This window comes from Alkalihalobacillus sp. MEB130 (assembly GCF_032335535.1).
Classification (GTDB): Bacteria; Bacillota; Bacilli; order Bacillales; family Bacillaceae_D; genus Halalkalibacter.
On record NZ_JAOANA010000025.1, the window covers coordinates 12,245 to 26,007 of the forward strand.

The following is a 13,763-nucleotide window of genomic DNA, read 5'->3' on the forward strand; positions in this document are numbered from 1 at the left end:
GAGCAAGAGGAATGTCGGAAGCTTATAAAAAAGCAGGAGTCAGTCTTGAAGCGGGCTATGAAGCAGTCGAGCGAATGAAGAGTCATGTAAATAGAACAGAACGCGCTGGGGTTATGGGGTCACTTGGTGGCTTTGGGGGCATGTTTGATCTATCTACATTAGGTCTGAAGGAGCCCGTACTTGTTTCAGGAACTGATGGAGTAGGGACAAAGCTTATGCTAGCCTTCATGCTAGACCGTCACGATACGATTGGTGTCGATGCAGTGGCCATGTGTGTAAATGATATTGTTGTGCAAGGGGCAGAACCCCTTTATTTTCTAGATTACATCGCCTGTGGAAAAGCAGTTCCTGAACGGTTGGAAGCAATCGTTAAGGGAGTTGCAGATGGATGCGTTCAGGCTGGTTGCGCTCTAGTAGGCGGGGAAACGGCAGAAATGCCAGGAATGTATAGTGAAGACGAATATGATTTAGCTGGTTTTTCAGTTGGAGCCGTTGAGAAGAAGCACATCATTACTGGTGAGAAGATTCAACCTGGTGATGTAGTCATTGGACTGTCATCAAGCGGTCTTCATAGCAATGGCTTCTCACTTGTAAGAAAGATTTTGCTTAGTGATCATTCATTTGATCTAAACGCAAACGTAGAAGAATTAGGAAAAACGTTAGGTGAAGAATTATTAACTCCAACGAAAATTTATGTTAAGCCATTACTTGCTTGTTTGGAAAAACATACGGTTCATGGGATGGCGCATATAACTGGTGGCGGATTTTATGAAAATATTCCGCGCATGTTGCCAGAAGGTGTTCGTGTGAGTGTAGATAACGGATCATGGCCAGTTCCTCCGATTTTCAATATGTTGCAAAAGTATGGGGAACTAACCGACAAAGAGCTTTTCTCCACGTTTAATATGGGGATTGGTATGGTGGTCGTTGTTCCTGAAGGAGAGCATGTTCAAGTTCTACGTACACTTGAAGAGAACGGTGAATCTGCCCACATTATTGGTCGAGTAGAAGAAGGAACAGGAGTAACAATTGGAGGCATCGAGTAATGGCAAAGGTTGCTATTTTTGCCTCAGGGAGTGGGACAAATGCAGAAGCGATCATGCGAGCTGCACAATCTAACGTCCTTGATGCTGAAGTTGCCCTCATTGTAACGGATAAGCCGAAAGCGAAAGTAATTGAACGGGCCCATGCTTTTGATGTTCCTTGTTTTATTGCAGATCCGAAGACTTATGAAACGAAAGCGTGTTTTGAACAAGCGATCATAGATGAATTAGGAAAAAGAGAAGTCACATTTGTTGTACTAGCAGGGTATATGAGGTTAGTAGGCCCTACATTGCTAAGTGCGTATGAAGGAAGGATTGTGAATATACATCCTTCCTTGCTTCCTTCTTTTCCGGGATTAGATGCAATAGGGCAAGCGTTTAAAGCTAAGGTAAAAGTGACGGGGGTCACGATTCATTATGTTGATGCGGGGATGGATACGGGGGAGATCATTGCTCAGGAACCGGTTCGTATCAATGAGGACGATACGGTTGATTCCTTGCAGAAGAAAGTTCAAGAAGTAGAACACAAACTTTATCCTGAAACGATTCAAACTATCATAGATCGAACGAAAGAGGTTAGTAATTGATGAGTAAACGTAGAGCTTTAGTAAGTGTTTCTAATAAGGAAGGCATTGTTGAGTTTGTTCAACAGCTAACTCAACAAGGGTTTGAAGTAGTATCAACTGGAGGAACGAAGAAAGCTCTTCAAGAGGCTGGCGTTCCAGTTATTGGGATCTCGGAAGTAACGGGTTTCCCAGAAATTTTAGATGGTCGAGTAAAAACTCTTCACCCTAATATACATAGTGGCTTACTAGCTATGAGAGAGCGTGAAGAGCATAGACAGCAACTAGCTGAACATAACATTTCCACGATTGATCTTGTTGTGGTTAATTTATATCCATTTAAAGAAACGATTGCCAAACCTGATTGTACATTTGAAGATGCGATTGAGAACATCGATATCGGTGGTCCAAGTATGCTTCGTGCTGCTGCAAAAAACCATAACCATGTAACCGTTGTTGTTGATCCGAAAGATTATCAAATCGTTCTTGACGAACTTTCGAATGAGCAAGATGTAACAGTAGAAACAAAACGTCGTTTGGCGGCAAAAGTATTTAGACATACAGCTGCGTATGATGCTCTTATTGCCGAGTACTTAACAGAAGCAGTAGGGGAAGCAGAACCAGAAACATTTACGGTAACGTACGAACGGAAGCAAGGCTTGCGTTACGGAGAAAATCCACATCAAAAAGCAACGTTCTATAAAAAACCGCTAGCAGATGAAAGCTCGATTGCTAGTGCGGTTCAATTACATGGAAAAGAACTATCTTACAACAATATTCACGACGCAGATGCTGCGCTTGCGATTGTTAAAGAATTTTCTGAGCCTGCGGTTGTAGCTGTCAAACATATGAATCCGTGCGGAGTTGGTACGGGCGAGTCAATTGAGCAAGCTTACGGTCGAGCATATGAGGCAGATCCTGTTTCAATCTTTGGTGGAATTGTAGCAGCAAACCGTGAAATTGATGAAGCAACAGCTGTAAAAATGAAAGATATTTTCCTTGAGATTATTATTGCTCCATCATTTACACAAGAAGCACTTACTGTTCTTACAGCTAAGAAGAATTTACGCCTTTTAACGGTTCCGATGACGAAACAAGAACAACCTGAAGCAATGCTTACTTCTATTCATGGTGGTTTATTGGTGCAAGATGAAGACCATTTTGGGTTAGATGATGCTACTCTTACGATCCCAACAGATCGTAAACCAACAGACGCTGAATGGGAAGCTCTGAAACTAGCTTGGAAAGTGGTCAAACATGTAAAGTCAAATGCCATTGTATTAACAAATGGTCAAATGACAGTTGGTGTTGGGGCTGGTCAAATGAATCGTGTCGGAGCTGCTGATATTGCTATTAATCAAGCAAGTGAACGCATTGAAGGTGCTGTTATGGGATCGGATGCTTTCTTCCCAATGGGTGATACAGTTGAACTTGCTGGAAAAGCCGGAGTTACAGCTATTATTCAGCCAGGCGGCTCCATTCGTGATGAAGAGTCAATTGAAATGGCAAATAAATATGGAATAGCTATGGTCATGACAGGAGTAAGACACTTTAAACATTAAAGGAGTGTTCAAATGAAAGTTTTAATCATTGGTAGTGGGGGACGCGAGCACGCAATCGCTTGGAAAGTAGCACAAAGCAAACAAGTAACAGATGTGTTCGTGGCACCAGGAAATGATGGGATGGTAGATGTTGCGACACCTGTTCAAATTAAAGAAAATGACTTTGACGCACTAGTTGCTTTTGCGAAAGAGCAAGAGATTGGCTTAACAATTGTTGGGCCAGAGGTACCTTTACTTGGTGGAGTCGTAAATAGGTTCGAAGAGGAAGGGCTACGAATTTTCGGACCAAGGAAAGAAGCGGCTATGCTTGAGGGCAGTAAGTCTTTTGCTAAATCCATTATGAAAAAGTACAACATTCCAACGGGAAGTTATGAAACGTTCACAAACTATGATGATGCTGTTGCGTATGTGAAAAAGCAGGGAGCTCCGATTGTCATTAAAGCGGATGGTTTAGCAGCTGGTAAAGGTGTTGTTGTTGCCATGACAGAAGAAGAAGCGATTGAGGCGCTCTCTTCTATGCTAAAGGATCTGAAATTCGGAGAAGCAAGTGCTCAAGTAGTCATCGAAGAGTATTTAGAAGGAGAAGAACTTTCTCTGATGGCTTTTGTTCGTCATGATACGGTGATTCCGATGGTTGGTGCACAAGATCATAAGAGAGCCTTAGACGGTGATCAAGGACCGAATACGGGGGGGATGGGAGCTTACTCTCCAGTACCTCAATTCTCAAGTGAAGATGTAGCAGAAGCAGTGAAGAACGTTCTTCAGCCAACAGCAGATGCATTGATCAAAGAAGGTACTCCTTTTACTGGAATTTTGTATGCGGGATTAATGATGACTTCAGCAGGGCCAAAAGTGATTGAATTTAATACTCGTTTTGGCGATCCAGAAACACAAGTTGTTTTGCCACGGTTAAGCTCAGATTTAGTTCAGGTGTATATCGATTTATTAGACGGGAAAACACCTACATTAGAATGGTCTGATGAAGAAGTGGTAGGAATTGTTTTAGCAAGTGAAGGCTACCCAGGTTCATATAAAAAAGGATCTGTTATTGAAGGGCTAGACAAATTGGATGAAGACATCCTTGTATTTCATGCCGGTACGAAAAAAGAAGACGGCGAATGGAAAACAAATGGAGGACGTGTTCTTCTTCTTGCAACAAAAAAAGCGTCATTGCTAGAAGCGCAACAACGTGTGTATGAACAAGCTACAAACATTAGTGAAAATGGGTTGTTCTATCGCAAGGATATCGCTCACAAAGCTATTTCGCGCGTCTCTTCCTCATAAACAAATAAAGAAGCGCCACAATGCTTCCAATAATCATAATGTAAATAAAAAGTGAATCTGTTGCGTATTCCTGGATGTTAAACATAAAAATACCTCCTAGGGTCGAATCATAAACCGTATAAGATCACATATGATCTTATACGGTTTATTTTTTATCCGTTATTCAGAATGGTTGTGACTTTCATGTTGATTGGCAGTATGTTCTTGCATATGTGCCATTTTATTCTCTGCCAAGTACGTAAGAGGACAAAATCTTGTAATGCCTTCGGCCACTTTCATGCTTCCGCATACAGCTGCAAAAAGAGGTGTATTTTCGTTTGGTTTTCTTCCAAGCTTAGAGGCAGACCAAGCAAGTACAGTGAAACCCATAGTAATACGACATAAAGCATCAACACGTCCGATATTTGGTTTCATATTGGTTTCCCCTTTCACATGTTTGTCAATCTTACAATTATTTCTGTTAAAAGATTTAACATAGTAGTGAGTTATTTACCAAATTTGTGGTACTATTAAGAAAATAGTAATTGATGAAATGGGTGATGACAGGATGACTGAGAGACTTTACCGCTGGACAAAACAACGCTTACGACAGCAATTAGCTGTTGTAAAAGGAGAAAAAGCTCCTTCACTTGTCCTCCAAAATGCAAATTATTTAAACTTCGCACGCCGAAAATGGCTTAAAGCTAATATATGGATTGCCGGAGATCGTATCGTGTACGTTGGAAACGATATGCCTACAAATGTAACTGATACAGAAATTGTTGATTGCAACAACAAATTAGTTGTACCAGGTTATATAGAGCACCACGCTCACCCGTTTCAACTTTATAATCCCCATAGCTTCGCTAAGTATGCGTCAGGTAGAGGGACAACAACATTGATTAATGACAACATGATGTTTTTTTTGCACCTCGAAAAAAAGAAAGCGCTTACTTTAATTGAAGCTTTAGATGAGTTGCCAGCATCGATGTACTGGTGGTCACGCTATGATCCACAAACGGAACTTCGTGACGAGGAACCTTTATCAAATTCAAAAATGAAGGAATGGCTAGAGCATCCTCTCGTCTTGCAAGGGGGGGAATTAACCTCTTGGCCGAAAGTATTAGAAGGAGATGACTCTACTCTTCATTTAATGCAAGAGACAACAAGGCTTCGTAAACCGATTGAAGGCCATTTGCCAGGTGCGTCGGAACGAACGTTAGCTCAGATGGCTCTTTTAGGAGTTACTTGTGACCATGAAGCCATGACCGGAGAAGAAGCAGTTAGACGTCTTGACTTAGGTTATACAACTTCGTTACGTCATTCTTCTATAAGACCAGATTTGCCGAAACTCCTAAAAGAAATGCAGGAGTTAGGGGTTGATTACTTCGATAGATGCTTAATGACAACGGATGGTTCACCACCTTCCTTTTACGAAGATGGTGTAATGGATTCGTTAATTAAAATTGCATTAGAAAGTGGACTAGACCCTGTTGATGCGTATGCAATGGCTAGTTACAATGTGGCAAAGTACTATAACATGGATCATAAGCTGGGCATGATCGCGCCAGGTAGGATTGCTCATCTCAATATTTTAGAAGATGTTAACAACCCGTTGCCAAGTAGTGTGATCGCAAAAGGGAAATGGGTTGTAAGAGACGGGGAACAACTTGATGAGTTTGGTGAATTCCCTTGGGAAGATCATGGTATTAACCCGTACACGATTGATTGGGATTTAACAGAAGAAGACTTAAGCTTTTCAATGGCAATGGGCCTTGAAATGATTAATTCCGTAATTTTAAAGCCGTATCAAATACCGATCGAAAGTACAGATAAAGTTTTAAGCACAAGTCATGATGAGAGCTTCTTTGTTATGATTGACAAATATGGAAAGTGGCATATTGCAACGATGATTAAAGGGTTTGCGACCCACGTTTCTGGATTTGCTAGTTCATTCTCGAATACAGGAGATGTGATTCTAATTGGGAAGAACGTTTCTGATATGGTTGTTGCCTTTAATGCATTAAAAGAGCAAGGTGGAGGAATGACATTAGTCGAAGAAGGAAATGTCATTGGCAATATCCAATTAGAGCTTTTTGGGACGTTATCGACCAAGTCGATGGAAGGTGTCATGGAAGACGAAAAGAAATTTGTTGCGTTGTTACGTGAGCGAGGATACAAGTTTGAGGATCCTATTTATAGCTTATCTTTCTTTTCTTCAACACATCTACCGTATATTAGGGTAACGCAAAGAGGAATTTATGATGTGAAAAAGAAAACGGTACTCTTTCCTGCGATTATGCGTTAAACTAAAAAAGAATACTCTTTTAGTTTAGTGAGTTAATTGATAAAAGGTCGTGTCCAAATGAAGAAGTTACTAAAGGTATCTCTTGCTTTCTCAACTTTACTCGTGGCAATGGGATGCAGCAATAACAATGAAACAATTGAAGAGGCCGAGCCTTTTGAAGAAATAGGGGAGGAAGAAGTCCTTCCTTCCTATACATATCCCCTTAGTGGCATGGAAGCTTCGGAACTTCCGGATCAAAGAGTTGTGGGAGTCACGATTAATAATCATCCAGCGGCTAGGCCTCAATCAGGTTTAGCAGACGCAGATATTATTTATGAGATATTGTCAGAATTTGAAGTGACTCGTTTAGTTGCTTTGTTTCATAGTCAACTGCCAAATCGTGTTGGACCTGTTCGAAGTGCACGTCCTTATCATATTGATTTAGTAAACGGTTATAATGGGTTGTTTGTCTCTCATGGTTGGAGTCCAGAAGCAAGGCGTATGCTCGAAGGTGGAGGAGCAGATCATTTAAACGGGCTGTTTCATGATGGAACATTGTTTCAACGGTCAACAGAAAGAAAAGCCCCACATAATTCTTATATAACCTTTGATAATATACGTAAAGGACTAGAAGATAGTGGATATGATTTATCGGGCTCAGTTCCACCTCTATCGTTTTATGAAAGCGATGATATCTATGTTACAGGAGATAGTGGAACGAAAATCGATATTAATTATTTTGATTATAACCGTGTCACGTATCAATTGGATGAGGCAACAGGAAATTATCACCGCTTTAACGGTGATCAACAAACGGTTGATTACGAAACGAATGAGATGATCCAAGTATCTAATCTACTCATTATCGAAACAGAACATGAAGTATTGGATGATGATGGGCGACGGGCAATCAACTTAACTTCCGGTGGGAAAGCCATTTTATTTCAAAGTGGGATTGCAAATGTTGTAAACTGGGAAAGTCAAAATGGGCAAATTGTTGCAGTCGATGATAATGGTGAGCCTGTTAAATTAAAGGCGGGTCAAACGTGGATCAATGTAGTTCCAACATCTCCCGGACTTGAGTACATGGTTACGTATGAATAAAGCTATGAGGATAGGTGGACTAATATGCAAATTGATAAACTTCGAGGAAAAGAACTCGATCAACTTTTCAAAGCAGTTTTATCGTTGAAAAATTTGGAAGAATGTTATGAGTTTTTTGATGACTTATGTACGATAAATGAAATCCAATCGTTGGCTCAACGACTAGAAGTAGCTAGAATGTTACAGAATGGTTATACGTATCATAAAATTGAAACGGAAACAGGTGCAAGTACAGCTACCATTTCTCGTGTGAAACGTTGTCTGAATTACGGAAATGATGGATACAAAATGACATTAGACCGTGTTAGTGCGGCTGAAGAAGTAGAAGTGAAGGAATAAATGACCACAGGATCCCTGTGGTTTTTTTATTTTCTTTTAGCAAGGCTGTTTTCGTATACTTTGTTGTTTTTATGGGATACGTGTTCTCCACATTTTCGTTCCACTGTGCTCTATTACAAAACTATTTCATAGCAACCATCTTTACGAAAATAGCTTTTTTAGATGAAGAAAAAGAAGTTAGATAATTATGAGTAGTATGAATGTGAGAAAACCTGGCTCATTACGTGTAATTCGTTACGTTTCATACTACAATAAATGGACTATCATGTAGATATCGAGGTGATGAGGGATATGAGTTCATTGTTTAAAAATCAACTTGCAGCAGCAACAAAAAGAGAAAAAGCCGAATTAGTGGTGAAAAATGCGAACGTTATAGATGTGTTTACATTGACTACATATAATGCTGACGTTGCTATTACAAATGGAATGATTGTTGGAATCGGAACGTATGAAGGGAAGAAAGAAATAGACGCAAATGGAGCCTATATGGCGCCAACATTTATAGATGGTCACGTCCATATTGAATCAGCTATGGTTCCTCCTGAAGAATTCACTAAAATTGTGGTTCCTCGTGGGGTAACAACGGTTATGGCCGACCCGCATGAAATTGCCAATGTCGGTGGAATAGAAGCAGTAAAATATATGATTGATGCTGCCAAAGACCTGCCTTTAGACATTAAAATCATGGTCCCATCTTGTGTACCTGCTACGAATTTTGAGCATAATGGGGCAGAGTTAACGACAGGTGATATCGAGAAATTATTTGATGAACATGATGCTTACGGACTGGCAGAAGTGATGGATTATCCTGCTGTATTATCAGGTGAAGAAAAAATGGTAGCGAAGTTACAGGCGGCATGGCAACGTGGAAAGACGATTGATGGACATGCTGCAGGTCTTGATACGACTGGATTGAATGCTTACCGTGTAGCTGGGATTAGCAACGATCATGAGGCTGTTACAGCCGAAGATGGGTTAGAGCGCATCAGACGAGGAATGTATTTATTGATGCGGGAAGGAACAGCAGCGAAGGATATAGAGGCACTCTTACCTATTTTAACTCCGCAAAATGCAAGGCGCTGTGTATTTGCGACAGATGATAAACATCTAGATGATCTCGTCAATGAAGGGTCCATTGATGCGAGTGTAAGAAAGGCGATTAAGCTTGGTGTGGATCCTCTTCAAGCCATTCAAATGGCCAGTTTGAATGCGGCTGAATGCTTTGGACTGAAAGAGAAAGGGGCAATTGCACCAGGCTATGAAGCTAATTTTCTTTTGATCCGTAATTTAGACGAAATAGACATTGATGATGTCTATGTAAAGGGAGAGTGTGTGGCTGCGAAAGGGAAAATGATAAGTACCTTACGTGAGGCAGTTCCTCCGCCAACGTACCTCTTAAATAGTGTCCAATTAGAGCCATTAACAATGGACCGACTTGCACTGCCTGTTCATTCGTCGAAAGCGCATGTGATTGGCGTTACCCCAGGATCGATTGTGACAGATCACTTAGTGGAAGAGATAGATGTAGAAAATGGAGCCTTTCAGCCTTCCATAGTTAAAAATCATTTAAAACTAGTCGTTGCTGAGAGACATCATAAGCTTGGACATGTTGGGATTGGAATTGTTAAAGGTATTCCAATCAAGGAAGGAGCGATAGTCGCAACCGTTGCTCACGATTCACATAATATTGTTGCTTGTGGAGCAGATGATGCTAGCATTTTGTATGCGATAGAACAAGTCGCGAATCAGCAGGGAGGGATTGCGGTTGTTAGAGGAAATGAAGTTTTAGCTAATTTGCCACTACCTTTAGCTGGATTAATGTCGTTACAGCCGTTTGAACAAATCAATGAATCGTTGCAAAAATTGGAAGAAGCATTACGAGAAATTGGGTTTAATGAAGAATGGAACCCATTTTTAACCTTGTCGTTTTTAGCTTTACCTGTTATCCCTTCTTTAAAGTTAACCGATACGGGTTTGTTCGATGTAACCCAGTTTAGTCACATTAACGTTTCTGAAAATAAATAAGAGCAAAAGCCATCTACCGAAAAAATTAGTTTATCGATAGATGGCTTTTTAATTTTATATCTAAAAAAAGGCCAATTCGTTGAATAGGGTCTTTAAGTTCAACATTGGCAATTTCTTGTATTCTCCTCAGGCGATAGCTTAGTGTATTCACATGAATGTGTAAGTCTTTTGCAGTCTCATTCATGTTGCCGTCTTTTTGTAGGAAAATTTCGAGAGTTTCATATAAAGACGTTGCATTCTGTTGATCGTACATTTGAATATGATCGAGGGCCGGATTAAACACAATCTCGTTCTCATATTGCTGCAAAAGATCGAGATGACGAAATACACCTAATTCGTGGTAAAAATAAGCACTCCTTAGCTCTTTTCCTCGATTAGCTTTAATTTGAACAACCTTTACAGCTTCGTGATAACTTTGCGTAAGCTTAGAATAATCATGATATAAATACCCACATCCGATATTCATATTATCTATTCCGAATCTTTCGCTCATCTGAAGTTGAATCGTCTCCATAAAATGGACGAGGTCCGTTTGACTCGATGTTGCTTCGTTGGTGGGACTTATTAAACAAATAAGCTGATTATCATCAATGGTCTCAATAAGCATGCTAATCTTACTCGTTGTTTTTACGATATACATCACATTGCGATAAAGAACATCAGACATTTTTTGGAAGCTGATAAGCATAAAAGCTAACGGCTTTGGTGAAACGACTCCAACCTTATCCAAAAGTAGAGCTGTCCCATCATGGGAATGTGTATCACCCGTTATGATTTGCCAAAGAAGTTCTTGGTGGTTTTTCTCACGTCGTTTTTTTTGTAGATTAAATTGCAACAGTAAGTTTTTTGCTTTTGTGGCAGCCAACTTTAACAGTTGTTTCTGTTGATTAGATAATTTTGTGTCAACTTCAATAACCCAAATATACCCGAGCACTTCCTTTTTTTTTCGAATGGATATAGCCACTCGATTGCGAAGGCCCATATCTATAATGCTATGAATCTCGATTGGATCATCGCTTTGATTTAAGGCAGGGATTACTCCTTCTTTCCAAAAGCGATTGACGAGTTTTTCAGGTACTCTTCTGCCAATGATCGTTGAGATCCTTGCAGCGTCCGTTTCATCATCATGGGAGCTATAGGCTAGTAATTGATGGTTTGCATCCTCAAGTGTGACAGGACAAGCTAATACATCACTGATCGTATCAACAAAGTCTTCAAGAGAATCGAAGACACGGTCAAATTTTTTCGCAGTCATCAAAAACCCCCTACTGTTATTTTTTGTTAGTGATACTATAGCATACTCGAATAAAGAACTGGGGAAAAATGTACGTGCTTAGGGAACCATTTTTCACATAACATAGTATATGAAGTAGGTATGAAAAGGAGGAGAGCCATGATGATGATAGTGACGACTGAGCAAGTGGCAGGATATGAAGTGAGCGACGTGAAAGGGTATGTGAAAGGAAGTACGATTCAAACGAAACATATTGGGCGCGACATTACCGCAGGATTAAAAGGAATTGTTGGTGGTGAGATCAAAGGATATAACGAAATGATGACAGAAGCACGTAACCTGGCTGTTCAACGCATGGTGAAGGAAGCAGAAGAGAAGGGGGCAAATGCCATTATTGGAATGAGAATGCAGACGTCCACAGTTATGACAACTGCGGCTGAAATCATAGCATATGGCACAGCGGTTGTAATTGAGAAGAGATAATTGAGTGTCCCACAGAAGATTGTGGGGCATTTTTTTGTGAGAGTCGAAAATGAAAGAATGCTGTCGCAATATTAACAAAAGATAGGCTGAACGAAAATGAATATATGAAAATCAAGCAAGATTGCTGAAAATGAGCTCAAATCGTTTTTAACCTTTTTTTCTTATTATGATTTAATTAATAGGTACCCATTGGAAGCATTTTCTTACAATGAGTGTAAAAAGAATAAAGGAAGTGTTGACGATTACGGATAAAGGTGAAAGTGATAGGTCGATTTTTAAAGTGTCTGTTGGGATTGCGGTTGTCTTTGTATTGATTGGAGTACTATTTCCTAATCAGTTAGGAGCAGCTATGAATGTAGCCCAAAGTTTTGTTCTTGAATCGTTTGGTTGGTTCTATCAGTTAGTTGCAACGTTCTTCTTGTTTTTTGCCATTTTTATGATTTTTAGCAAATACGGGAAAATCAAATTAGGTAAGGCTGATTCGAAACCAGAGTATAGCCGTCCAGCTTGGTTTTCGATGCTTTTTTCAGCTGGAATGGGGATTGGACTTTTATTTTATGGTGTGTCTGAGCCAATCGCTCACTTTTCATCACCGCCTTCTGGGGATGGAGGAACACCACAGTCAGCCATTGTTGGCATGCGATATACATGGCTTCATTGGGGGTTACACGCTTGGGCTATTTATGCCATCGTAGCACTCGCGCTTGCCTATCAACGATTTAGAAAAGATGCACCAGGGTTAATGAGTGCAACACTTTACCCTGTACTTGGTGAAAAGGTGAAAGGTCCAATTGGACAAACGATTGATGTTGTGGCTGTTTTCGCAACATTATTTGGAGTTGCTGCATCACTAGGATTAGGTTCACAACAAATTAATGCTGGACTACAATACCTAGTAGGAATTCCAAATAACTTTATGATTCAAATGATCATTATGGCAATCATAACGGTTCTTTTCATCATTTCAGCAAATACAGGTATTTCAAAAGGAATTAAATATTTAAGTCTCGCTAACATGTCCATTGCGACTGTTTTGTTCTTTGCTATGCTTATACTCGGTCCAACATTATTTCTATTAAATATGTTTACGACGAGTCTAGGAAGTTATTTACAAAATATCATTCCGATGGGTTTGCGATTAGCTCCTTTTGATGCTCAGGAAGCAGCTTGGACACAAGGATGGACTGTCTTTTACTGGGCATGGTGGGTCTCGTGGACTCCATTTGTGGGAATGTTTATTGCGCGTGTCTCGAAAGGAAGAACGATTCGAGAGTTTACGATAGCCGTGCTATTGGTTCCATCTTTAGTTTGTGCGATTTGGTTTACGGTCTTTGGAGGTACGGGAATTTATTTAGAAGTGACTCAAGGGTTGAATGTGTCAGGACAAGCTCTTGAAACAGCTCTCTTCTTTGTATATGAGCAGTTGCCACTTGGCATCATTCTATCGATTTTGACGGTTGCCTTAATTACAACATTTTTCGTTACATCAGCGGACTCAGCAACCTTCGTCTTAGGAATGCAAACAACGGGTGGTTCATTAAACCCATCTAATAAAGTAAAAGTAACATGGGGATTAATCTTAGTTGCTTCAACTGCTGTCTTGATGGCTTCGGGTGGACTTGCAGGTCTTCAAACAGCTATTATTGTTAGTGCGCTACCCTTATCATTCATTGTGTTAGTGATGTGTTATGGGTTAGTAAAAGACTTGAATCAAGAATTAAAAGGTCAGAGTGAGACACCTAAAAATGACAATCGATTTAAAAAGAAAATAGCTGGATAAGATGTGGAAAACGAATAAGGTTCATCTTTTACTCTAGTAAACGATGAGCCTTATTCTATCAAACAAAATAGGTTTACTCT

At 40.1% G+C, this 13,763-nt stretch carries 13 protein-coding genes; 10 read left to right on the top strand and 3 right to left on the bottom strand.

Features of this window, described 5'->3' with window-relative positions; translation table 11 throughout:
- The first annotated feature begins 11 nt into the window (after positions 1 to 11).
- The 4 genes from purM to purD are packed head-to-tail and all read left to right on the top strand — an operon-like array spanning position 12 to position 4,452.
- A complete protein-coding gene (gene purM / locus N0O92_RS19850) occupies positions 12 to 1,046 on the top strand; it encodes a phosphoribosylformylglycinamidine cyclo-ligase (protein WP_315616384.1) in 1,035 nt (344 codons plus the stop codon).
- The gene (gene purN, locus N0O92_RS19855) at positions 1,046 to 1,630 is read left to right on the top strand and encodes a phosphoribosylglycinamide formyltransferase (RefSeq protein ID WP_315616385.1); all 585 of its coding nucleotides are present in this window, start codon (positions 1,046 to 1,048) and stop codon (positions 1,628 to 1,630) included. The genes purM and purN overlap by 1 nt, the downstream gene beginning before the upstream one ends.
- Positions 1,630 to 3,168 carry a bifunctional phosphoribosylaminoimidazolecarboxamide formyltransferase/IMP cyclohydrolase gene (purH, locus tag N0O92_RS19860; RefSeq protein WP_315616387.1) on the top strand — a complete coding sequence of 513 codons (1,539 nt, stop codon included), beginning with the start codon at positions 1,630 to 1,632 and terminating at the stop codon, positions 3,166 to 3,168. The genes purN and purH overlap by 1 nt, the downstream gene beginning before the upstream one ends.
- 12 nt (positions 3,169 to 3,180) lie before the next feature.
- Complete coding sequence (gene purD / locus N0O92_RS19865) at positions 3,181 to 4,452, top strand: phosphoribosylamine--glycine ligase (RefSeq protein WP_315616388.1); 1,272 nt, start codon at positions 3,181 to 3,183, stop codon at positions 4,450 to 4,452.
- On the opposite strand, the gene N0O92_RS23860 is transcribed toward purD, so the two are convergent.
- Positions 4,427 to 4,537: an EYxxD motif small membrane protein gene (locus tag N0O92_RS23860; protein WP_396334563.1), complete on the bottom strand. Its 111-nt coding sequence runs from the start codon at positions 4,535 to 4,537 to the stop codon at positions 4,427 to 4,429. The two genes, purD and N0O92_RS23860, sit on opposite strands and share 26 nt — an antisense overlap.
- A 74-nt stretch (positions 4,538 to 4,611) precedes the next feature.
- Entirely contained in the window at positions 4,612 to 4,866 is a 255-nt protein-coding gene (locus N0O92_RS19870) for a YgaP family membrane protein (RefSeq protein WP_315616389.1), read from the bottom strand.
- 133 nt (positions 4,867 to 4,999) lie between these two features.
- On the opposite strand from N0O92_RS19870, the gene N0O92_RS19875 reads away from it, so the two are divergent.
- The 4 genes from N0O92_RS19875 to ade all read left to right on the top strand — a co-directional run bounded on the left by N0O92_RS19875 (position 5,000) and on the right by ade (position 10,186).
- Positions 5,000 to 6,739, top strand: a complete 1,740-nt coding sequence (locus tag N0O92_RS19875; RefSeq protein WP_315616390.1) for an adenine deaminase C-terminal domain-containing protein — start codon at positions 5,000 to 5,002, stop codon at positions 6,737 to 6,739.
- A 57-nt stretch (positions 6,740 to 6,796) separates the two neighbouring features.
- Positions 6,797 to 7,822, top strand: coding sequence for a DUF3048 domain-containing protein (locus N0O92_RS19880; RefSeq protein WP_315616391.1), 1,026 nt, complete (start codon positions 6,797 to 6,799; stop codon positions 7,820 to 7,822).
- 24 nt (positions 7,823 to 7,846) lie between these two features.
- Positions 7,847 to 8,161 (top strand): YerC/YecD family TrpR-related protein, encoded by a 315-nt coding sequence (locus N0O92_RS19885; protein WP_315616393.1) that lies wholly within the window; start codon positions 7,847 to 7,849, stop codon positions 8,159 to 8,161.
- Positions 8,162 to 8,443: 282 nt separating this feature from the next.
- Positions 8,444 to 10,186, top strand: coding sequence for an adenine deaminase (ade, locus tag N0O92_RS19890; RefSeq protein ID WP_315616419.1), 1,743 nt, complete (start codon positions 8,444 to 8,446; stop codon positions 10,184 to 10,186).
- A gap of 25 nt (positions 10,187 to 10,211) precedes the next feature.
- Here ade and N0O92_RS19895 read toward each other — a convergent pair whose 3' ends face one another.
- Positions 10,212 to 11,441: a PucR family transcriptional regulator gene (locus tag N0O92_RS19895; protein ID WP_315616394.1), complete on the bottom strand. Its 1,230-nt coding sequence runs from the start codon at positions 11,439 to 11,441 to the stop codon at positions 10,212 to 10,214.
- Positions 11,442 to 11,582: 141 nt separating this feature from the next.
- On the opposite strand from N0O92_RS19895, the gene N0O92_RS19900 reads away from it, so the two are divergent.
- Both N0O92_RS19900 and N0O92_RS19905 read left to right on the top strand, forming a co-directional pair.
- Positions 11,583 to 11,903, top strand: a complete 321-nt coding sequence (locus tag N0O92_RS19900; protein ID WP_315616420.1) for a YbjQ family protein — start codon at positions 11,583 to 11,585, stop codon at positions 11,901 to 11,903.
- 208 nt (positions 11,904 to 12,111) lie between these two features.
- Positions 12,112 to 13,683, top strand: a complete 1,572-nt coding sequence (locus N0O92_RS19905) for a glycine betaine uptake BCCT transporter (protein ID WP_315616395.1) — start codon at positions 12,112 to 12,114, stop codon at positions 13,681 to 13,683.
- The last annotated feature ends 80 nt before the right edge of the window (positions 13,684 to 13,763 follow it).

What these genes read in the sequence shown, in the direction of transcription:
- N0O92_RS19900 (WP_315616420.1), top strand. Translation starts at nt 11,583, where the DNA reads ATGATGATAGTGACGACTGAGCAAGTGGCAGGATATGAAGTGAGCGAC.
- N0O92_RS19885 (WP_315616393.1), top strand. Translation starts at nt 7,847, where the DNA reads ATGCAAATTGATAAACTTCGAGGAAAAGAACTCGATCAACTTTTCAAA.
- N0O92_RS19895 (WP_315616394.1), bottom strand. Translation starts at nt 11,441, where the DNA reads ATGACTGCGAAAAAATTTGACCGTGTCTTCGATTCTCTTGAAGACTTT.
- ade (WP_315616419.1), top strand. Translation starts at nt 8,444, where the DNA reads ATGAGGGATATGAGTTCATTGTTTAAAAATCAACTTGCAGCAGCAACA.
- purH (WP_315616387.1), top strand. Translation starts at nt 1,630, where the DNA reads ATGAGTAAACGTAGAGCTTTAGTAAGTGTTTCTAATAAGGAAGGCATT.
- N0O92_RS19880 (WP_315616391.1), top strand. Translation starts at nt 6,797, where the DNA reads ATGAAGAAGTTACTAAAGGTATCTCTTGCTTTCTCAACTTTACTCGTG.
- purD (WP_315616388.1), top strand. Translation starts at nt 3,181, where the DNA reads ATGAAAGTTTTAATCATTGGTAGTGGGGGACGCGAGCACGCAATCGCT.
- N0O92_RS19870 (WP_315616389.1), bottom strand. Translation starts at nt 4,866, where the DNA reads ATGAAACCAAATATCGGACGTGTTGATGCTTTATGTCGTATTACTATG.
- N0O92_RS19875 (WP_315616390.1), top strand. Translation starts at nt 5,000, where the DNA reads ATGACTGAGAGACTTTACCGCTGGACAAAACAACGCTTACGACAGCAA.
- N0O92_RS23860 (WP_396334563.1), bottom strand. Translation starts at nt 4,537, where the DNA reads ATGTTTAACATCCAGGAATACGCAACAGATTCACTTTTTATTTACATT.
- N0O92_RS19905 (WP_315616395.1), top strand. Translation starts at nt 12,112, where the DNA reads ATGAGTGTAAAAAGAATAAAGGAAGTGTTGACGATTACGGATAAAGGT.
- purN (WP_315616385.1), top strand. Translation starts at nt 1,046, where the DNA reads ATGGCAAAGGTTGCTATTTTTGCCTCAGGGAGTGGGACAAATGCAGAA.
- purM (WP_315616384.1), top strand. Translation starts at nt 12, where the DNA reads ATGTCGGAAGCTTATAAAAAAGCAGGAGTCAGTCTTGAAGCGGGCTAT.